This is a genomic window from Sedimenticola selenatireducens DSM 17993 (assembly GCF_000428045.1).
In the GTDB taxonomy this organism is placed as follows: Bacteria; Pseudomonadota; Gammaproteobacteria; order Chromatiales; family Chromatiaceae; genus Sedimenticola; species Sedimenticola selenatireducens.
The window spans coordinates 210,367-230,085 of sequence record NZ_ATZE01000003.1 but is presented as its reverse complement, the minus strand read 5'-3'; the positions used below and the strand labels follow the sequence as shown (position 1 = coordinate 230,085).

General features: G+C 59.9%; 21 protein-coding genes. 8 read left to right on the top strand and 13 right to left on the bottom strand.

The window, feature by feature from the left end:
* Nucleotides 1-13 precede the first annotated feature (13 nt).
* The 7 genes from A3GO_RS0104140 to A3GO_RS0104110 all read right to left on the bottom strand — a co-directional run bounded on the left by A3GO_RS0104140 (nt 14) and on the right by A3GO_RS0104110 (nt 7,245).
* The gene (locus A3GO_RS0104140; RefSeq protein ID WP_245621659.1) at nt 14-808 is read right to left on the bottom strand and encodes an alpha/beta hydrolase; all 795 of its coding nucleotides are present in this window, start codon (nt 806-808) and stop codon (nt 14-16) included.
* 236 nt (nt 809-1,044) lie between these two features.
* Nucleotides 1,045-2,622 (bottom strand): 3-hydroxyacyl-CoA dehydrogenase, encoded by a 1,578-nt coding sequence (locus A3GO_RS22465; RefSeq protein WP_051301816.1) that lies wholly within the window; start codon nt 2,620-2,622, stop codon nt 1,045-1,047.
* Nucleotides 2,623-2,625: 3 nt separating this feature from the next.
* On the bottom strand, nt 2,626-3,396 hold the full coding sequence (locus tag A3GO_RS0104130) for an enoyl-CoA hydratase-related protein (RefSeq protein WP_029132328.1): 771 nt from the start codon (nt 3,394-3,396) through the stop codon (nt 2,626-2,628).
* A gap of 141 nt (nt 3,397-3,537) precedes the next feature.
* Nucleotides 3,538-4,296 carry an enoyl-CoA hydratase/isomerase family protein gene (locus A3GO_RS0104125; RefSeq protein WP_029132327.1) on the bottom strand — a complete coding sequence of 253 codons (759 nt, stop codon included), beginning with the start codon at nt 4,294-4,296 and terminating at the stop codon, nt 3,538-3,540.
* A 78-nt stretch (nt 4,297-4,374) separates the two neighbouring features.
* Nucleotides 4,375-5,559, bottom strand: coding sequence for an acyl-CoA dehydrogenase family protein (locus tag A3GO_RS0104120; RefSeq protein WP_029132326.1), 1,185 nt, complete (start codon nt 5,557-5,559; stop codon nt 4,375-4,377).
* A gap of 58 nt (nt 5,560-5,617) precedes the next feature.
* Nucleotides 5,618-6,436: an enoyl-CoA hydratase family protein gene (locus tag A3GO_RS0104115; RefSeq protein ID WP_029132325.1), complete on the bottom strand. Its 819-nt coding sequence runs from the start codon at nt 6,434-6,436 to the stop codon at nt 5,618-5,620.
* Nucleotides 6,437-6,498: 62 nt separating this feature from the next.
* Nucleotides 6,499-7,245: an SDR family NAD(P)-dependent oxidoreductase gene (locus tag A3GO_RS0104110; RefSeq protein WP_029132324.1), complete on the bottom strand. Its 747-nt coding sequence runs from the start codon at nt 7,243-7,245 to the stop codon at nt 6,499-6,501.
* A 403-nt stretch (nt 7,246-7,648) separates the two neighbouring features.
* Between A3GO_RS0104110 and A3GO_RS0104105 the strand changes: the two genes are divergently transcribed.
* Nucleotides 7,649-8,407: an SDR family NAD(P)-dependent oxidoreductase gene (locus tag A3GO_RS0104105; protein WP_029132323.1), complete on the top strand. Its 759-nt coding sequence runs from the start codon at nt 7,649-7,651 to the stop codon at nt 8,405-8,407.
* A gap of 102 nt (nt 8,408-8,509) precedes the next feature.
* Here the strand turns inward: A3GO_RS0104105 and A3GO_RS0104100 are convergent, their stop codons facing one another.
* Nucleotides 8,510-8,938 carry an acyl-CoA thioesterase gene (locus tag A3GO_RS0104100; protein WP_029132322.1) on the bottom strand — a complete coding sequence of 143 codons (429 nt, stop codon included), beginning with the start codon at nt 8,936-8,938 and terminating at the stop codon, nt 8,510-8,512.
* 145 nt (nt 8,939-9,083) lie between these two features.
* The gene (locus tag A3GO_RS0104095; RefSeq protein WP_029132321.1) at nt 9,084-9,926 is read right to left on the bottom strand and encodes a LysR family transcriptional regulator; all 843 of its coding nucleotides are present in this window, start codon (nt 9,924-9,926) and stop codon (nt 9,084-9,086) included.
* Nucleotides 9,927-10,102: 176 nt separating this feature from the next.
* On the opposite strand from A3GO_RS0104095, the gene A3GO_RS0104090 reads away from it, so the two are divergent.
* Together A3GO_RS0104090 and A3GO_RS0104085 are read left to right on the top strand one after the other, a co-directional pair.
* On the top strand, nt 10,103-11,227 hold the full coding sequence (locus tag A3GO_RS0104090) for a YbfB/YjiJ family MFS transporter (protein ID WP_470406606.1): 1,125 nt from the start codon (nt 10,103-10,105) through the stop codon (nt 11,225-11,227).
* Between the two features lie 92 nt (nt 11,228-11,319).
* A complete protein-coding gene (locus tag A3GO_RS0104085; RefSeq protein ID WP_029132319.1) occupies nt 11,320-11,523 on the top strand; it encodes a 2-hydroxymuconate tautomerase family protein in 204 nt (67 codons plus the stop codon).
* 32 nt (nt 11,524-11,555) lie between these two features.
* Here A3GO_RS0104085 and greB read toward each other — a convergent pair whose 3' ends face one another.
* Nucleotides 11,556-12,056 carry a transcription elongation factor GreB gene (gene greB, locus A3GO_RS0104080; RefSeq protein WP_029132318.1) on the bottom strand — a complete coding sequence of 167 codons (501 nt, stop codon included), beginning with the start codon at nt 12,054-12,056 and terminating at the stop codon, nt 11,556-11,558.
* A gap of 105 nt (nt 12,057-12,161) precedes the next feature.
* On the opposite strand from greB, the gene trpC reads away from it, so the two are divergent.
* Nucleotides 12,162-12,965, top strand: a complete 804-nt coding sequence (gene trpC, locus A3GO_RS0104075) for an indole-3-glycerol phosphate synthase TrpC (protein ID WP_029132317.1) — start codon at nt 12,162-12,164, stop codon at nt 12,963-12,965.
* Nucleotides 12,966-13,009: 44 nt separating this feature from the next.
* Here trpC and A3GO_RS25170 read toward each other — a convergent pair whose 3' ends face one another.
* The gene (locus tag A3GO_RS25170; RefSeq protein ID WP_051301814.1) at nt 13,010-13,546 is read right to left on the bottom strand and encodes an invasion associated locus B family protein; all 537 of its coding nucleotides are present in this window, start codon (nt 13,544-13,546) and stop codon (nt 13,010-13,012) included.
* Between the two features lie 223 nt (nt 13,547-13,769).
* Between A3GO_RS25170 and A3GO_RS0104065 the strand changes: the two genes are divergently transcribed.
* From A3GO_RS0104065 to A3GO_RS0104055, 3 genes are read left to right on the top strand one after another with little or no spacing between them, the layout of a single operon-like run.
* Nucleotides 13,770-15,818 (top strand): elongation factor G, encoded by a 2,049-nt coding sequence (locus A3GO_RS0104065; protein WP_029132316.1) that lies wholly within the window; start codon nt 13,770-13,772, stop codon nt 15,816-15,818.
* Nucleotides 15,819-15,856: 38 nt separating this feature from the next.
* A complete protein-coding gene (hslO, locus tag A3GO_RS0104060; protein WP_029132315.1) occupies nt 15,857-16,726 on the top strand; it encodes an Hsp33 family molecular chaperone HslO in 870 nt (289 codons plus the stop codon).
* A 30-nt stretch (nt 16,727-16,756) separates the two neighbouring features.
* Nucleotides 16,757-17,437, top strand: a complete 681-nt coding sequence (locus A3GO_RS0104055) for an SIMPL domain-containing protein (RefSeq protein WP_029132314.1) — start codon at nt 16,757-16,759, stop codon at nt 17,435-17,437.
* 22 nt (nt 17,438-17,459) lie between these two features.
* Here the strand turns inward: A3GO_RS0104055 and msrA are convergent, their stop codons facing one another.
* Nucleotides 17,460-18,035: a peptide-methionine (S)-S-oxide reductase MsrA gene (gene msrA / locus A3GO_RS0104050; protein ID WP_084609757.1), complete on the bottom strand. Its 576-nt coding sequence runs from the start codon at nt 18,033-18,035 to the stop codon at nt 17,460-17,462.
* Nucleotides 18,036-18,109: 74 nt separating this feature from the next.
* Here msrA and A3GO_RS0104045 point away from each other — a divergent pair, with 74 nt between their 5' ends.
* Entirely contained in the window at nt 18,110-19,411 is a 1,302-nt protein-coding gene (locus A3GO_RS0104045) for a TAXI family TRAP transporter solute-binding subunit (protein WP_029132312.1), read from the top strand.
* 79 nt (nt 19,412-19,490) lie between these two features.
* Here A3GO_RS0104045 and A3GO_RS0104040 read toward each other — a convergent pair whose 3' ends face one another.
* Nucleotides 19,491-19,715, bottom strand: coding sequence for a hypothetical protein (locus A3GO_RS0104040; protein WP_029132311.1), 225 nt, complete (start codon nt 19,713-19,715; stop codon nt 19,491-19,493).
* Nucleotides 19,716-19,719 lie beyond the last annotated feature (4 nt).

Below are 19,719 nucleotides of genomic sequence, written 5' to 3'. Positions count from 1 at the left end.
TCCCTCGGCGAAATCAGGTTTGCGCGGATGGCGCTTCCGAATCCCGAACGGTATCAAATGCCCTGAGCAGCACCGCCGATATCTCCCGCAGCGCCACATGCGCTGCCGAGATTACCCCACCCATACTTAGAAATCCGTGAATAGTGCCCTCGAAACAGCGGTACTGAACCGGAATGCCGGCCTGTTGCAATCGTTCGGCATAACACCTTCCCTCATCAACCAGGGGATCAAGTCCTGCCGTCAGGATCAGGGCGGGAGGCAAGCCACTGAGGTCGCGTTTTTGGATAGGGGAGGCAAGGGGGTCGAGAAGCATATTCTCATGTCCGAAATAGTGGTGTGAAAACCACCTCATGGTATCGGACGTAACAGGAAATACCTCCCGGTACCGCTCTCGGGATGGATAGCGTTTCGCAAGCTCTTCGCCTCCCTGATCCAGGCAAGGGTAGATCAATACCTGGCATATCAGGCGAAATGTATTACACTGCTGCGCCACTACCGCGGCCAGCGTGCCGCCCGCACTATCGCCGGCGACGGCGACCCGTTCGCGATCCCCCCCATGGCGTTCAATCTCACTCATGACCCAGGATACGGCTGCCATTGCATCTTCAACCGCGGCGGGATAGCGATGCTCGGGGGCCAGGCGATAATCCACTGAGACCACCAGACATTGTGCACCGAGGCAAAGCGTGCGGCAGAGCGTGTCATGACTATCCAGGTCTCCCAGCACAAAACCACCACCGTGAAAAAAGACCAGGACCGGCAGCAGCACATCGCCTCCGGCCGGCGGCCCATATAATCGCAGGGGCACCTCGCCTCCAGGACCCGGAATCCGGATTTCTTTGCAGACATTAACAGCAGGCGGTGGAATATCGGCTTTTTCCGATCGCAGCCTGAACTGGCGGCGCGCTTCAGCCGGCGTGTATGCAGTCAGTGGTGGCAGGTTGGCCGCGGCCACCCAGTCTAAAAGGGCCTGCGTTTCTGTATCCGGGTGCATACTCGTGCATCCTCATTAAAGAGAAGGGCGCCGCTTGCGCCACAATTCCATCACACCGTCGCTCCCGTCCAGCCTTCTGAAAAAATATGTTCGTCTGACAATAACGATAATCCGAGTCGCGCCCGCCGGGACAACCAGGGGCTGACCCGATATCGGGGATCCTGCGACGCCTGATGCATGTTGGTCAGGATTTTAACCACCTTATTCGCGCCCAGGATATCGCCCCAGGCAAGTGGGCCATGCGGATAGCCCAACCCCAGGGTTACCGCCCGGTCAATATCGGCCGGTGATGCTATGCGTTGCTGCGCCATATCACATCCGATATTGATAATGGTCGCCAATACCCGTTGTGCGACGAAGCCGGCGCTTTCGCGGATCATAACCACCGGTACCTTATCACTTGAAAACAGGCAATATGCCGCCCGCTTGATCGCTTCCCCGGTAGCCGGTGTCGCCATCAGCGTGCGAAGCCTGTCGAGATCCGGTATCACGTCTATTGCGATAGCACGAGCGGGATCAACCCCCAACTCCAGTGCCGCTGTGGTCGCATCCTGCCCCAATGGAGCCAACAGGCAGAGGGAATCTTCCGCCGGTTTTGCCCCCCGATCGACCGTTCCACCCAGCTTTTCCACTAAGCCGCTCAGCTGCTTGAAAGTCTGCTCATTCCCCGGGCTGACCCAGATGGTCGGCAAGGGCACCGGCAGGGGTTCATCCCGTGGCGCAAGCAACTTCTGATTCTGTTCGTAGGTGTAAAAACCCTTGCCGCTCTTGCGTCCGAGGAGGCCGGCCTGCAACCGCTGAAGCGCCAGCGGTGTGGGACGGTAGCGCGGCTCCTGATAATACTGCTGATAGATGGACTCCATTACCGGTTGTGAGACATCCAGGCCGGTAAGATCCATCAATTCAAACGGCCCCAAACGAAAACCCACCCCATCGCGCAAAATATCGTCGACTGCACGGAAATCGGCAACGCCCTCACTATGAAGCCGCAGGGACTCGGTGATCATTCCACGTCCCGCGTGATTGACCACGAATCCCGGGGTGTCCTGCGCCCGTACCGCCGTATGTCCCACCTGTTGCGCCAACGCTGTCAGTTTATCGGTCACCCGGGGCTCGGTTTGCACGCCTTCAATTACCTCGACCAGTTTCATCAACGGAACCGGATTGAAACAGTGGAAGCCGCCAACCCGCTCCGGGCGCGTGCAACCGGCGGCAATTGAAGTTACCGACAGGGAAGAGGTGTTGGTGGCCAGGATGCAGTCGTCCGCGACCACCCGCTCCAGCGAACCCAGCAGTCCCTGCTTGGCATCGAGGCGTTCGACAATAGCCTCAATGACAACTGCACAAGAGCTGAACGCGTCGAGATCACTTGCGCATGAAATACGTGAAAGTGCCTGTACCACCTGTTCCGGCGTGAGCTTTTTCTTGTTTTGCAGGCGGTCAAATATGTGGGCAATTTCCTCTATGGCGACACTCACCGCCTCGCTGTTGGCGTCGTACAGGACCACATCAATACCCGCCTGCGCGGCCACCTGCACAATACCACGGCCCATGACTCCGGCGCCCACGACCCCCAGGGTCTCCCCAGGCACCCAAGCCTTGGTGCAATTTGGCTGTTGTTGCGACATTTATTAATTCCCCTGGTAAGCCGGCATACGCTTCTCGATAAAGGCCTGCATACCCTCTTTTTGATCGTTGGTGGCAAATAGTAGCTGGAACGCCTTGCGCTCCAGCGCGAGCGCCTGATCCAGCGACGCATCCTGGCCCGCCAATACCACCTCTTTAATCTGTGCAACGGCAAGCGGAGGCATACTGGCGATACGCCGGGCCATGGCCAACGCGCTGTCCAGCACCTGCTCATCAGGCACGACCATCGATACCAGCCCCATCTCCCGCGCTTCACCGGCGGAGATTGCATCACCCGTCAGGAGCAGCCGCATTGCGTTGTATTTACCGACCGCTCGAAGCAATCGCTGGGTTCCGCCCGCCCCGGGCATAATTCCCACCTTGATTTCAGGCTGGGAAAAACGGGCGTTCTCACCGGCAATGATGATGTCGGCATGCATGGCCAGTTCACAGCCGCCGCCGAAGGCGTAGCCGGCAACGGCGGCAATCACCGGCTTGGGACAGTCGGCTATCGCCTGCCACATCAGGTGCGTCTTGCGCAGCATCATATCGAGGGCACTGCGTTGCGCCAGGTCGACGAGATCGGCGCCGGCGGCAAACGCCTCCTGATTACCCGTGACAACAATGGCGCGCACCTGATCATCATCACTCAACAAGGAAAAGCAGGCAGCCAACCGTTCACGTACCGCCATATTGAGAGCGTTCTTGCACTCAGGACGGTTAATTTGGATGATGGCCACTTCGGTCGTGTGCTTTTTGAGAATAACTTCGTTCATGTTCAGCACCGTTATTTTCGCAAATTTATCCCGCGTCGAGCCGGCAACGATCATCCCCGGAACGACCACCACAAGAAGGGCAAAACTTTCTGCTGCGCTGGGTTGCTGGCGGCAAGAGCGGGCTGCCGCTGCCGGATCAGATTAACCCGCCTTATCTAAAAACCGGCGGACGATCTCCTGGGAAATCGGGTTTTCATACAGACGTTGCGTGCCTTCAAGTTCGATCGCGTAACCGTCCTGGTCGGGGTCCAGCGCCGCCTGGATGCAGCGCTTGCATTCCGTGATGGCGTCCCGGGGAATTCTGCCTATTCTAACCAGCAACTCATCAACCAGACCGGGCAATTGCGCCTTGTCTGCCACCCAATGCACCACGCCCAGCTTTTCCGCCTGAACACCATTTAGCACTTCGGCCGAAAGAATCATACGACGCGCAACCGCATCACCGCACAATCGAGTCAGGCGCTGGGTACCACCCGCTCCCGGCAACAGACCAAGGCCCGCCTCCGGCAGGCCAATCCTGGCCGTATCAGCGACCACCCTGAGATCGCAGGCAAGCGCCAGTTCAAAGCCTCCGCCCAGCGCTGCACCTTCGATTTGTGCCACTGTCACCATAGGCATCGCCTCAAGCTGGGCGAATACGCGCTGCATTTTTGCAGCCAACTCCACCATTTGCAGCCGACCTGCCTCACTGGTAAAACGACTGCGCATCACTGCCAGATCAGCGCCGGCACAGAATACCTTCTCGGCGCTACGGATGCGCAAGGCAGACAGGTCCGGATTTGCACTGGTTTCATTCAGAACCCACTCAAGTCGCTCGATCCATTCGTCGCTGATCGCATTTACCGGCGCACGGGACAGCGTGGCGGTGGCGACGGTACCGTCTATCTCTAGTGAAATCATACTAACCCTCTCAACGACATTTCGTTTCGGCAGGTACAGGATCGCTACAATTGCGGCCTGGCGGCGGCCGCATTCGACTTATCCCGAAAGTACGGCATTCGCGATGACCAGCTTCTGGACCTCGGTTGTACCTTCATAAATGCGCAATGCCCTGATGTCCCGGTAGAGTGATTCGACAGGCACGCCGTGCACCACACCCAAACCGCCAAACAGTTGTACCGCCTTGTCTATCACCTCTTGTGCTTTCTCGGTGGCGTACATCTTGGCCATCGAGGAGGGAGCGGTATTGCGCCCGCCAAAGGTGTCTTTGCTCCATGCCGAGCGATATACCAATAGGGAGGCCGCATCGATCTCTGTCGCCATCTCGGCAATCTTCGCCTGGGTGAGCTGAAACTCGGACAGCAGCTTGCCAAATACGGAACGCTCCTGAACCCGGGCCAGAGCCTCGCTCAATCCCCGCCGGGCAAAGCCGAGTGCGGCAGCCCCTACGGTGGTACGAAATACATCCAGTGTGCCCATCGCCACCTTAAAGCCTTCGCCCGGATTGCCCACCATGGCCGAAGCCGGCACCCGGCAGTTTTCCAGCTTGATGGTGGCGAGTGGATGGGGAGCGATCACACGGATCCGCTCTACCACGCTAAACCCGGGATTATCGGCGTCGACAATAAAGGCGGAAAGACCTCTGGCTCCGGGGGCCTCGCCCGTGCGGGCAAAGACTACATAGTGATCGGCAATGCCGCCGTTCGATATCCAGGTTTTAATACCATCAAGAACAAAATCGGCACCCTCGCGACGGGCGGTGGTGGAAATCGCCGAAACATCGCTGCCGGCATCCGGCTCGGACAGTGCAAAGGCGGCCAGGCGCTCTCCCCGCATCACCGGCGGTAGATAGTCGGCGCGCTGCTGTGCGCTACCGGCGATAGATATGGGCCCGGTACCCAACCCCTGCATGGCAAAGGCGAAGTCGGCCAGCGGCGCATGACAGGCCAGTGTATCGCGGCTCAGGCATAGGCTGCGCACATCAAACTGGCCTTGGGCATCAACCACCGCGCTACAGTTCAGAAACCCGGCTTCACCCAACCGGCGGACGATCACCCGGCAGGCGATATCCTGCGCGTCGTCATCCTCTCCAGCGTCCTCGGCAACTGCGACCAGCTGTTCCCTGGCAAAGGAGTCCAGTTCCGCAACCAGGTTGCGGTGCCGATCTTCAAAAAACGGCCACTGCGCAAAGCCCGAAGCACGATAATGTACCTTTTCAACCATGGAAGACTTCTCCTGTTCGACCCTGCCGCACAAGGTTTCCCTGTACGGCAGGTGGATCTCAGTTGCCCTCGAACTGGGGCGTCTGCTTGTTGACAAAGGCGTTGTAGGCACGCTCAAAGTCCTTGGTTGCCATGCAGATGGCCTGGGCCTCAGCCTCGGTCTCCAGTGCCTGCTCGATGCTCTGGCTCCACTCCTGGTGCAGGCATTTCTTGGTGACCGTGTGGGCGAAGTAGGGTCCTTCGGTGATCACCCGGGCCATACTGTAAGCCTTCTCCATCAGCTCTTCCTGCGACACCACTTCGTTAAAGAATCCCCAGTTGGCACCCTCTTCGGTGCTCATGACCCGCCCGGTATAAAGCAGCTCCGAGGCGCGGCCATGACCAATAATGCGCGGCAGGATGGCGCACGCCCCCATGTCGCAACCTGCCAGTCCTACCTTTACAAACAGGAAAGCGGTTTTGACCCGTGGTGTTGCATAACGGAAATCACTGGCCATCGCCAGAATGGCGCCGGCACCCACACAGATGCCATCGATCGCGGCGATAATGGGTTGCGGGCACTGGCGCATCTCCTTGACCAGATCGCCGGTCATGCGGGTGAAGCGCAGCAGGTCATCCATGCCCATGCGGGTCAGCGGTCCGATGATATCGTGCACATCGCCCCCGGAGCAGAAATTGCCACCGGCACCAGTGATCACCACGGCCCGCACGTCCTCGGCATACTGCAGCTTATGGAAGGTATCGCGAAGCTCCGCATAACTTTCAAAGGTAAACGGGTTTTTCCGTTCGGGTATATCCATGGTCACGGTGGCAACACCATCCTTCACTTCCCAACCAAAGTGATCCGGTTTCCAGTTTGCGGCTTTTACTTTGTACATAATGTGTTCCTCGGATTAACAAGCTATTCTTGCATCGACAATTGAGTTGATTACACGACAGTTCAGTCGGCCATGGTCAGTCCGCCACTGACACTCAATACCTGTCCGGTAACGAATGAGGCGCGGTCACTGGAGAAAAACAGCACGGCATCAGCCAGTTCCGAAGGCTTACCCAGGCGGCGCATCGGCGTAGCGCGGACAAACGCCTCCTGATGCTTTTCCGGTACCGCACGTAACAGGGGCGTGTCGGTGGGACCGGGACAAACGGCATTCACATTGATATTGTGGCGTGCAACTTCCCGCGCCAGCGACTTAACAAAAGCAATCGCCCCGCCCTTGGCCCCGGAGTACACGGTTTCCCCCATGCTGCCGACACGGCCCGCATCACTGGCGATCACCACGATTTTTCCCTCATTGCGCTCGATCATCTGATCCAGAAACGCGCGGGTCACCATAATCGGTGCCATAAAATTAAGGTCTACCACCTTGCGCCAGAAATCGGGCGTGTTTTTCACGAACGGTTCGATTTTTCCCCATCCGGCAACATTTACAACAATGTCCACATGGCCTTTACTTTTGTATGCGGCTTGCTTGAACGACTCGATGGAATCGGGGTCGGTTACATCCATACGCAGAAATTCAGCGCTACCCCCGTCGGCACGAATTTTCTCTGCGGCCGTCAGCCCGTCATCCTCATTGATGTCTCCCAGAAATACATGGGCGCCGGCTTTAGCGAGGGCCTGTGCAGTGGCAAAACCAATTCCAGAGGCAGCGCCGGTTACTACAGCGGTTTTTCCGTCTATATGCATAATAATTTCCTTTGGGTATTGAGCGGTTTCGGGTTGCACATTCATTATGAATGAACGATCATTTAATAATGTTAACTGAATGATCATTCATTCAATCAAAAAGGTCAAGCATAAAATATGCGCAGGAATCAGCCCGCATTATCCCTGGACGGCACGGAATTTCGCTCCGCAGGCGACGAAAAACACCTTTTATTATTAATAACTTAGAATCTATTCAAATACACGGAGAAGCGACGTGGCTTGACATTTATTTTTTATGAGTGAATAGTCATTCAATAATCGTTTAACTAAGCACTCGCATTCCCGGGGCACCGAAAATCCCGGCCGGATGCATGCCATCCTACGCCGCCCTGAACGGCGATGCTTGATCACCGTTCAGGGCAACCAGATACTGAGGCTAATGATGAAAAACCAAGCTCTGCCAAAAGCAATAGGCGTTACCGGTGCCAGCCGGGGGATCGGGGCCGCCACCGCGATCGAACTGGCCCGGCGCGGCTTTATGGTTGCCTGTCTGAACAGGAATGGTCTGGCAACAGCGTGCCCGGAGGGAATTTCCGGGGACGTGTCATCCCGTCTGGTAGGTGTACAGTGCGACATCCGCGGCGAAGAATCTGTGCAGCGCGCGCTGCAGCAAGCCAACAATCTGGGTAGTGGCCTGTTTGGTGTTATCAATAACGCAGGCATTGCCAGCGGTGGCCCCTCCGATACATATCCATTAAAGGATTTTGAAGAGACTCTTCGCACCAACGTGATCGGCACATTTTCTGTTTGCCAGTCCGCCTACCCCTTTTTGGCTGCCAATGGAGGCGGGATTATCGTCAACATCGGTTCCTTCTGGGACCGGATTGGCGGAAAGCGATACGCCGCTTACTGCGCATCAAAAGCGGCCGTTGCGGCCATTTCCCGTGCACTGGCAGTCGAATGGGCAAAAAAGAACATCCGCGTACTGGATGTGGCCCCCGGCTACGTGAGAACGGAAATGACCGCTGATCACCTTGACCAGCAGGCGATGCAAGAACACCTGAAAGGGAGAATTCCGAGAGGTTATCCCGGGGAGCCCGGGGATATCGCCAGGTTTGTTGGCTCTATATTTGTCGAGAACAACAGCTACCTGACCGGAACCACCATTTATATCGATGGAGCGCAGGGAATCTCACCCTAGGGTCTGCCGGGTTCACCGCTGACCTGGCGCGAAAATCCGTTTGGGCGTCATCTTCATTCACCCCCGTGCCGGTGCGCGCCAGCCGGCGAATACGCTGAGTTGTCAGAAATCCCGCTGCATTGCCTGGCGGATAGCCTCAGGTATCGGCTGCGGCCGCTGAGTTTCCCGGTCGACGTAGACATAGACCCAATGGCCGATGGCCGCCGCCTCGTCCTCACCCTGACGAAACAGGGCCAGTGCATAATTCACGCTGGAGCGTCCCACCTTGGTCACGCGCAGCCCCACATCGAGCACATCGGGAAAACTGACCGCACGGAGAAAACGGCACTGACTTTCCGCCGTAAAGGGGATAACCCTGTCCTGCATCCAGTCAATTCCAGCTTCCGTTACATACTGAATAATCACCGCCTCATACAGGCGATAATAGATGACATTGTTCAGGTGTCCGAACTGGTCATTGTCATTCCAGCGGGTAGGGATGGTGTAGAAATAGCGGTAATCGTCGCGCTTCAGCCATTCATTGTTGATCATCGGGGATTAGCTCGGTTGCTGCCATCGTGCGGTCACACCCAGGCCGCAGAGCGGCCGGTAACCACATGAATCACAGGTAAATTCTTCAGTCGGATCGGCCGGACAGAATAGTCTCACCTGATACTATCTGGCAAGTGCCGATGGCTCACCGGTAGCTTGCTGTCAGTTCGATCAGCTTCTGCATGGCGCCACTGAGCGGGGTATCCTTGCGGCGGACCAGCAGAGTCTGGATGCGGGCGATATGGGCCGGGATCGGGCTGATCACCACATCGATCTTGAAGGCGGAACGCTCCACCACGGCACGCGGCATCAGGGTACAGCCCAATCCCGCATCGACACAGCCCAGGATCCCCTCCAGGGTGCCGTACTCCATGATCGAATAGGGCAGCCGCCCCTCCTCCCGCAGCCACTGTTCCGCGCGCGCGCGATAGACGCAGCCGGTACGGAACACCAGCAGGACATTCGGTGTCACCGCCTGGCGGGCAGTGACCAGCACCAGTTCCTCCTCAAAGGCGATCTCGCTCTCCAGGTCCGGATGCTCCACCGGCCCGCCCACATAGGCACAGTCCAGCCGGTGCTCCAGCACATCCCGGATCAGTCCCTCGGTGCGCCCGGTACTGACACTGATCTGCGCCGCCGGCAGGTCATTGTGCAGCGTCTTGAGGATTGCCGGCAGCCGGATCGCCATGGTGGTCTCCATGGAGCCGAGCCGGACCGAGCCACCATCCTTGATGGTGCCACGCACCGCATCCGAGGCCTGCAGTTCCAGACGCAGAATCCGCTCCGCATAATCCTTCAGCACCCGGCCGGCCGCGGTCAGGGACATACCGCGGCTCTGGCGCACGAACAGCGCCGCACCCAGTTCCTCCTCCAGCTTCTTGATCCTGGCCGTCACATTGGACTGGACATAATGCAATTTCCCGGCAGCCGCAGAGATACCGCCGGTCTCCGCCACGCTGAGAAAGATACGCAGGCTGCTCACTTCCACCCGACACCTCCAAGCATCACTAATACAGAACGATTTGATCATTATAAATCGTTTGTAATGATAGGCAAGCCGCCGCATGCTCTGCTGCAGACAACAGCCACCGGGAGCATCACTTGAACAGCCAGCGACACAACCTGCAGATCCTCGCGGGCGGGATCAGCAGCCTGATTCTCACCATGGGAATCGCCCGTTTCACCTATACCCCGGCCTTGCCGCGCATGCAGGATGCCCTGGGTCTGGGTGACGCGGCGGCCGGCCTGCTGGCGGCGATGAATTTCGCCGGCTATCTCAGCGGCGCGCTGCTGGCCAGCAGCCTGGGGAATCTCCGGGTGAAGGAGCGGCTGTTCCGTGCCGGGCTGATCCTGGCGGTGCTCTGCAACGCCCTGCTGCCTTTAACCGAATCCATGCCGGTCTGGTCCCTGCTGCGCTACCTCTCCGGGCTCAGCAGCGCCGCCGGCATGGTGCTGGGCACCAGTCTGGTGCTGGAACACCTGACCCGACAGGGGGTGCGGCAGCTGATCGGGGTCCACTTTGGCGGGGTGGGGGTCGGTATCGTGCTCACCGCCCTGGCGCTGGGTGGTGCCGACAGCCCGCTGGACTGGCGGCTGACCTGGTGGACCAGCGCCCTGCTGGGCGTGTTGTTCATCCTGCCCGCCTGGCTCTGGGTCAGGGGTGGCGGAGAGACGGGACAACCGCAGGCCAGCCAATCCGTGGCCTGGCATGAACTGGGGCGCCCCTTTCTCTACCTGACCGGCAGTTACTTCTTCGCCGGGGCCAGTTTCGCCGTCGGCACTACTTTCATCATTGCCGTCATCCAGGCCAACCCGGAACTGGCCGGGCTCGACCAGTCGGCCTGGCTACTGCTGGGCCTGGCCGCCGCCCCCTCCTGCTACCTCTGGGTGCGCTGGGCGGCGCGCCTCGGCAACCTACCAAGCCTGCTGGCGGCCTATCTGATCCAGACCCTCGGCCTGCTGTTGCCCCTGCTGGGGAGCGGCATCACCACTCTGGCCGGGGGACTCTGCTTCGGCTTCACCTTCATGGGCATCGTCGCCATGGTGTTGAGCCAGGCGGGGCACCTGGCCCGGCACAACCCGGCGCGATTAATGGGTCTGCTNGTCACCTCCTATGGGGTTGGCCAGATCAGCGGGCCGATTGTCGCCGGACAGTTGATGGCCCAGAACAGTAATCCGCAGCTTGCCCTCTGGCTGGCCGCCGGTCTGAGTGCCGCCGGCACCCTGCTGGCCATCGGCACCCGGGAGCGTCGGGTCCAACTGCAGCAGGAGTGTCCCCAGCCCGGCTGAATCTCGCCAGGCGCACATCGTTAGCCGACGCGACCGGGTATGTGGCACCATACCGGGCGCACGAACCAGACACCCTACCGGAGGAGCAACCCATGCCTTACGTGAACATCAAGATTACCAACGAAGGGGCCACCGCGGAACAGAAGGCCACCCTGATTGAAGGCGTCACCCGGCTGCTTCAGGAGACCCTGAACAAGAACCCGGCCACCACGGTCGTGGTGATCGAGGAGGTACCTACCGACAACTGGGGCATCGGCGGGCGTTCGGTGACCGAATTACGGCGGGAGAGTAAGTAGTTCGTGGTGTGGGCCCGCAAACCCCAACCGACTCAGTCAACCGGGTAAGTGACGGACAGCACCCAGTAGCGGCGCTCCCCGGACGGGGTTTGCACCCGCACCTCATCATCCACCGACCGCTTCAGCAGCGCCCTGGCCAGTGGTGCATCCATGCTGATCCAGCCACGCTCCGGATCAAACTCGTCCGGACCGACAATCCGATAGGTCACGGGATTGTCGTCCTCGCCTTCCAGTTCCACCAGGGCGCCGAAAAAGATCTGCTCGGGATTGCTTGGCACCGTATCCACCACCTTCAGCTCGGGCAGGCGCTTCTGCAGATAGCGGATACGCCGGTCCAGTTCGCGCAGCTCCTTCTTACGGTAGATATACTCGGCGTTTTCCGAACGATCGCCTTCGGCCGCCGCCGCCGCCAGTGCCTTGGTCACGTCTCGGCGGCGTACCCAGAGGCTTTTTGATTCCGCCTCCAGGCGCAGATAGCCCGCCCGGGTGATATAGGGGGACTGCTTCGGCTGGGGGGGGCGATAACGGCCCATTTCTACCTCACTTCGGGTAAGCACCCCGGTTCTAACCGGGGTTAATTCAAAATCGAGAACGTGTAAACTACGCCCCCAGACTGTATTTACCAGAGAAGATTGCCCATGAGCAATACACCCGACATCCTGAAAAAGATCGTCCAGCGCAAACGGGAAGAGATCGCCCAGCGCCGGGCGGCGCTGCCGCTCGATCACCTGATTGAGCAGTTGGCCGGTATCGACAACCCGACCCGCGGCTTTGTTCAGGCCATCGCCGATAAAATCGACCAGGGTGGAGCCGGCGTAATCGCCGAAATCAAAAAGGCCTCTCCCAGCAAGGGAGTGATCCGGGCCGACTTCCATCCGGCCGAGATTGCCGTCAGCTACCAGCAGGGCGGGGCGGCCTGTCTTTCCGTGTTGACCGATATGGATTTTTTCCAGGGCAGCGATGCCTATCTGCAACAGGCCCGCGCGGCCTGCAGCCTGCCGGTAATCCGCAAGGACTTCATTATTGACCCTTACCAGGTGTATGAGGCCAGACTGATCGGCGCCGACTGTATCCTGCTGATTGTCAGCTGCCTGGACGATGCAACGCTGGTGGAACTGAACGACCTGGCCCAACGGCTGGGCATGGATGTACTGGTGGAGGTACATGACGCGGCAGAATTGCAGCGGGCACTGAAGCTCAACAATCGGCTGATCGGAATCAACAACCGCAATCTGCGCACCTTTGAGGTCTCCCTCGACACCACCCTGGAGCTGCTGACACAGATCCCCCCCGAGAGCATCGTGGTAACCGAGAGCGGCATCCACACGCCCGCCGATGTGGCGCGTATGCGCGGGCATGGCGTCAACGCCTTCCTGGTCGGCGAGGCGTTCATGCGTACCGCCGAACCGGGTAAGACGCTGGCCGCGCTATTTGGCCAGTAAAATCACCCGGCCGTCGGGCCGCTCAAACCGGCCCAACGACGCCACTACTTCTGCAGCGATTCGCTGGCCCCGGCAAAGCCATTCAGTGATACCTCGATGCCCATCAGCTTGTTCTGGGCATTGGCGATGGCCACCTTGAGTTTGTCGCCACGCTTCATCGCCTCCAGCAGTGTGTCGTCCACCGGCAGGCTGGCGCGGCAACCATCCGCGACACAGAGATTGTAAGGCACCTTGATCGGCTCACCCACATTGTCCACCTTCAGCTCGACACCCGCGACCAGGGAGACGCCCAGTGGCGTGGTCAACACCATGACCGGTCCCTTGGCAAAGGGCGGATATCCGAAGCTCACATGCAGTACCGTCTGGTTGTTCTCTTTCAGCCGCAGGCGCTGAAACACGAGGCAGAACTCTTCTCCGGTTTTCAGGGTTTCGCAACGACGCCCCCAGTCATTGAAAACCTCTCCGGCCGCCGCCTCAGCCGCCTCCTCCTCTCCCTTCTGTTGCTCGGCCAGAGACCCGCTGACAGGTGCCAGTAGCGCCGCCATGGCCAAGAATAGAATCGCACATCCACGCTGCATCATAAGCTGTTGCTCCCAAACTGCTTCACGTCCTGATTAACCAATGCCGCATCCGGTCGAAAACGACACCCCGACATCATACTGCATCTCTATCTTTGAAGTATGGAATTATCCACCACCAATTTTGCGGGAGAAAAAAAGCGGCCGATTGCACCCCCGGATATTCCACATTGCCGCTCAGTCGTTTAGTCTTGCCCGGGTAATCACTCTCGCTGCAGTCAACCAAATGAATATTAGCCATTCAATCGATAAAGTTCGCAATATCGGCATTGCCGCCCATATCGATGCCGGCAAGACCACCCTGACCGAACGCATTCTGTTCTATACCGGGGCACTCTACAAAATCGGCGAAGTGCATGACGGGGCCGCCCACATGGACTACATGGCCGAAGAGCAGAGCCATGGCATCACCATCACCTCGGCACTGACCAAGGCCACCTGGCGGGATCACCTGATCCAGATTATCGACACCCCCGGACACGTGGACTTCACCATCGAGGTGGAGCGCAGCATGCGGGTGCTGGACGGCTGCGTGATCGTGCTGGATGGTGTCCGGGGGGTTGAACCGCAAACCGAAACGGTCTGGCGGCAACGCTCAAAATTCAATCTCCCCTGTCTCTTCTTCATCAACAAGGTCGACCGCCCCGGGGCCGATTTTGACCACGCCCTGGCCACCGTCGGCAAACGCCTCGGCGCCCGACCGCTGCCGGTCACCCTGCCGCTACCTGAACAGGCCGCGGTGATTCACCTGATCGAGCGCACCCTGATCCGCTTTTCCGGTGAACATGGCGACCAACTGGAGATAACCACCTGCGACCCGGCTCTCTGGGAGTCTGCCGCATCCCACCGGGAAAACCTGCTGCTGGGTATCGCCGAAACCGATGAGGGGTTTGCCGACCAGGTGCTGGCCGGTGAGGAGCCCGCACCGGAACGGATCTGGGCGGCGCTGCGCAACGCCACCCTGAAGGGTGAGGTTTGCCCCTGCTTCGGTGGCTCGGCGTTGCGGAACCTGGGGGTTCAACCACTCATTGACGGCGTGGTCGAACTGCTCCCCTCGCCACTGGAACGCCCGCCCGCCATCGCCTGGTTGCCGGACGGCTCCACCACGCCGATCAAAATGGAAGATGACCAGCCGCTGATCGCGCTGGCCTTCAAGGTACAGATGTGGGAGGGGCGGCGCCATGTGTTCGCCCGGATCTACCGGGGCCGCCTGAAGCCAGGCGATCAGGTCCGTTTCAGCCGGGCCGACGGCAGCGTGGTGCAGGAGCATGTGGCGCGTATCTTTGACGTGGACGCGGCGAAAAAAACCCGCCTCGACATCGCCCACGCCGGCGATATCGTGCTGTTGGCCGGGCTGCGTCATGCCGCCACCGGCGACACCCTCTGCCACCCGGACCATCCGCTGCTGCTGGAGCGCATTGATACCCGGGAACCGGTGCTCAGCCTGGCGGTGGAGCCGGCTTCGTCCGGCCAGGAGGAAAAGTTCCTGGAAGTGATGGGCAAACTGCAGGAGGAGGACCCGACACTGCAATTCGGTGAAGACCCGGAGACCGGCCAGAAACTGCTCCGGGGCATGGGCGAGTTGCACCTGCAGATCATCATCGAGCGGCTGCAGCGGGAATACAATCTGCAGGTCAGGACCGGCAAGCCGGCCGTGGCACTGCGCGAGACCATTACCCGGCGAAGTGAACTGACGCACCTGTTCCAACCCCCGGCCGATCCATCCCGCAAGGAGCCGCTGAAGGCCCAGGTGACGGTCTCTGTCAGCCCGCTGCCACGCGGTGCCGGCATGGTGAAAAACTGCCAGCCGACCATCCTGCCCGAGGGTAGCCAACTCACCAACCTGCAGCAGGAAGCGCTGGACCAGGGCATCCGCTTTGCCCTCGGCGGCGGCCCGCTGGAAGGGGCACCACTGCAGGATCTGCAGGTGAACATTGCCCAGGTCGAACTGTTCGGCGCCCACTCCACGCCGGAAGCCCTCACCTCCGCCGTCGCCCGCGCCCTGCGCAAGGCCCTGGAGGGGGCCGGGCCGGCGCTGCTGCAGCCGATCATGAAAGCAGAGATCGTGGTGCCGGAAGAGAACCTGGGCGCGGTACTGGGGGACCTGCAATCCCGCCACGCCCTGATCCAGGACACCGACCGCACGGTCGAGCAGGCCACCATTCACTGTGAGGCGGCCCTGGCCAGCCTGCTCGGCTACACCACCGAGCTGCGCAGCATGACCCAGGGGCGAGGGCAGTTCAGTACCCAGTTCGAACGCTTTGATATCTTCTGAGCAATCATTCCTCTATCGGATCACGTAATATCAACAGCATGAATACCCAGGATCAACTCTACCGGTTTGTCTTTGAATCCCTCGATATCCGGGGTGAAATCGTCCAGATGGATGCCAGCTGGAAGGCGGTGCTGGAGCGCTACGCCTATCCGGCCGCGGTCGCGGAGCAGCTCGGCCAGGCCATGGCCGCGGTGATCCTGCTCTCCGCCACCATCAAATATGACGGCTCGCTGATCCTGCAATCCCAGGGCAACGGCCCACTGCGTACCCTGGTGGTGCAGGCCACCCGGCAGCGCACTGTCAGGGGGCTGGCCCGCTGGGAGGGGGAATTGCCGGAAGGCAATCTGGCCAAGCTATACGGCACCGGACAGATGATGCTGACCGTAGTCAACCGGGGCGGCGAACGTTATCAGGGCATCGTCGGGCTGGAAGGGGAGAATCTGGCCGAGGCCCTGGAGGGCTATTTCAACAACTCCGAACAACTCGCCACGCGCTTCTGGCTGGTGGCTGATGGCGAGCGGGCGGCCGGCCTGTTCCTGCAGCAGCTCCCATCGGAGCTGGACCGGCAGGCGGAGTGGCAGCGCATCGGCATGCTGGCGGAGACCATCACCCGGGACGAACTGCTCAACCTTCCCGTTCAGACCCTGCTGCACCGGCTGTTCCATGAGGAACAGGTGCGGCTGTTTGAGCCCGAGCCGGTGGCATTCCGCTGCAGCTGCTCGCGGGAGCGCATTGCCGATTCCCTGCGCGCCATGGGCAAGGCGGAACTCCTATCCATTCTGGAGGAACAGGGGGCCATCGAGGTCGACTGCGACTTCTGCAACAAGCATTACCGGTTCGACGCCATCGATACGGAACAGCTGTTTATCGACGGTGTGCCTATCGATACGTCCGACACACCACAATAGCCATAGCTATCATCCGGGCAAGGAGCAAAAATGAGATTTCGATACCTACCGCTACTGCTGATACTGGTCACCAGCCTGGTCATTGGCGAGGAAACAGCGCCGACCTACGACCGCATCAATCTGGCGGTGTCCGCCGGTGAAGAGATCGACAATGACACCCTCAGCGCCACCCTGTTTGCACAACATGAGGGCAACGACCCGGCCGAACTCGGCACCCGGGTAAACCAGGCCATCAGACAGGCGGTGGAAACCGCCAAAAAAGAGCCCGGTGTCAAGGTGCAGACCCTGGATTATCAGACCAGCCCGGTGTATCGCAACAACACGCTGTCCGGCTGGCGCGTACGTCAGACGATACGTCTGGAGAGCCAGGATGTGGCGCTGATCAGCCAACTGATGGGCAAACTGCAGGAAGGGCTCAGTATCGGCAGTATCAGCTATGCCGTGTCACCCGAACAGCGCCAGCAAGTCGAAGAGCGGCTGATCAGCCAGGCCATCCAGCTGTTCAGGGCCCGGGCGGCTTTGATCAGCAAAGAGATGGGGCACAGCGAGTATCGACTGGTACAGATGAATATCAGCAGTAGCGGTGCCGCGCCAGGCCCCTATCCGGTGCGGGCCATGGCACTGCGAGCGGAATCAGCACCCACCCTGGAGGCAGGCAGCCAACGACTCGAGGTGCAGATCAACGGCACCATCGAGTTGAAGCCGGAGTAATCACCAGCAGGGCAGCATACCGCTAGCCGACCCCCGTCGGGCAGCCCACACCGGTGCCTCCCAGGCCACAATAGCCCGCGGGGTTTTTGGCCAGATATTGCTGATGATAATCCTCGGCATAATAGAACTCCGGGGCCTCCAGGATCTCCGTGGTGATCGGCCCGAAACCGCGTTCGGTAAGCGCCTGCTGATAGGCATCGCGGGACGCTTCCGCCTGTTCCCGCTGTGCGTCACTGGTGACATAGATCCCGGAGCGGTACTGGGTGCCGATATCATTGCCCTGACGCATGCCCTGAGTCGGGTTATGGCTCTCCCAAAACAGCTGCAACAGCTCGGCATAGCTGATGACAGCGGGATCAAACAGCACCTGGACCACCTCGGCATGTCCCGTGTTACCGCTACAGACCTGCTTATAGGTCGGATCTGTCGTGCTCCCGGCCGCATAGCCCACGGCCGTGCTGTAAACTCCCGATGCTTCCCAGAAACGCCGCTCCGCGCCCCAGAAACAGCCCATGCCGAACAGCGCCCGCTCCAGCCCTGCAGGGAAGGGCGGCAACAGCGGATGGCCATTGACGAAGTGTTTATTGGTTATCTGCATGGCGACCTCGGGAATCTGGGTTATAGTGGGCACCAAGTGGAATAACAGACCTGGATTAATATCAGGATAGCGTCTTGAGCAAGCAACGCAAACCCCGTCAGAGCAAGGATCGTTTGAATATCTTCGGCCCGGCCGTGCTGCTGGTGCTGCTGGGTTTCATCCTCGCCTACCAGTTCGTCAAGCCGGCACCTCCCGATCATATTCGCCTGGCCAGCGGGCAGCCGGATGGAGCTTATTACCTGTTTGGACAGCAGTACCAGCAGCGACTGCTGGAAGAGAAAATCCACCTGGAGGTGCTGACCAGCGCCGGATCCATCGACAATATCGGGCGACTCACGCGCGGCGAGGTGGACGCGGCGCTGATACAGGGCGGCACCACCGGTGACACGCCCGGCGAGGCCAGCCTGCTCTCCCTCGGCAGCCTCTATTTCGAGCCGATCTGGGTGTTTTACCGCAAAGAGTTATCAGTCTCCCACCTCACCGACCTGCAGGGCAAACGCACCGCCATCGGCGCGGAGGGGAGTGGCACCCGCTCGCTGGCACTCCGACTGCTGGCGCAAAACGATATCAACCCGAGCAACAGCCCGCTACTCGAATCCAGCGGACGCAGTGCCGCCGACGCCCTGCTGGAGGGGAAGATCGACAGCGCCTTCTTTGTCGCCTCTCCCATGTCGCCGGTGGTGCGTGCCCTGCTCGATGCGGAACATATCCAGCTGATGAGTTTTGAACGCGCCGAAGCCTATACCCGGACGCACCGTTTTCTCTCTTCCGTGACCCTGCCGGAGGGGGTGATCAACCTGAAGCGCAATCTGCCGGACCGGCCGACCACCCTGCTGGCCGCCAGCGCCAACCTGGTGGTCCGGGACGATCTGCATCCGGCGCTGATGGACCTGCTGCTGCAGGCTGCCCAGGGGGTGCACGAGAGAGGAGGGTGGTTCGAGGAGAGCGGACAGTTTCCGGCCCCGGAGTATCTGGTCTACCCCCTGAGCAGCGCGGCCGAGCGCTTCTACAAATACGGCCCACCGCTACTGCAACGCTATCTGCCGTTCTGGGCCGCCACCCTGGTGGATCGTCTGAAGGTGATGCTGCTGCCGTTTCTGGCCCTGATGATCCCGCTGTTCAAGATCATGCCGCCCATCTACCGCTGGCGCATGCGTTCGCGCATCTATCGCTGGTACCGGGAGGTGCTGGCCATCGATCACCAGCTGTTCAAACCGGACGCGGACCTTGCACAGGCCAGATCCGCGCTGGATCAGATTGAGTACGATGTCTCACATATCGAGATACCGCTCTCCTATGCCGAAGAGCTGTATGACCTGCGACTGCATATCAGCCTGATCCAGCAGAAGTTGGAGCGACGGGCGCGGCAACCCTGAATCGACAGGCGGCGGCGGGCATGGCCCGATCTGTAGGGCGCCCTGCGGGCGCCGTATCACCGGAGCCGTTGAGTTTGGATCAGTCCAGCGCCGGCCCCAGTACGAACTCCAGGGTGCGGAAGCCGTGGGCATCCAGCGCGTCCTCGATATCATCCCAGGTAAAATCGGGATTGGCCTCCTCGGCGGCGGCGATCACACCGGTGGCGTGACGAAACGCCTCATGCGACTCCATATCCTCGGGAATCCTCACCAAACGGATCTGCTCCGGCTCCTTGCTTGGCAACACCATCACATTGCAATTCATCAAA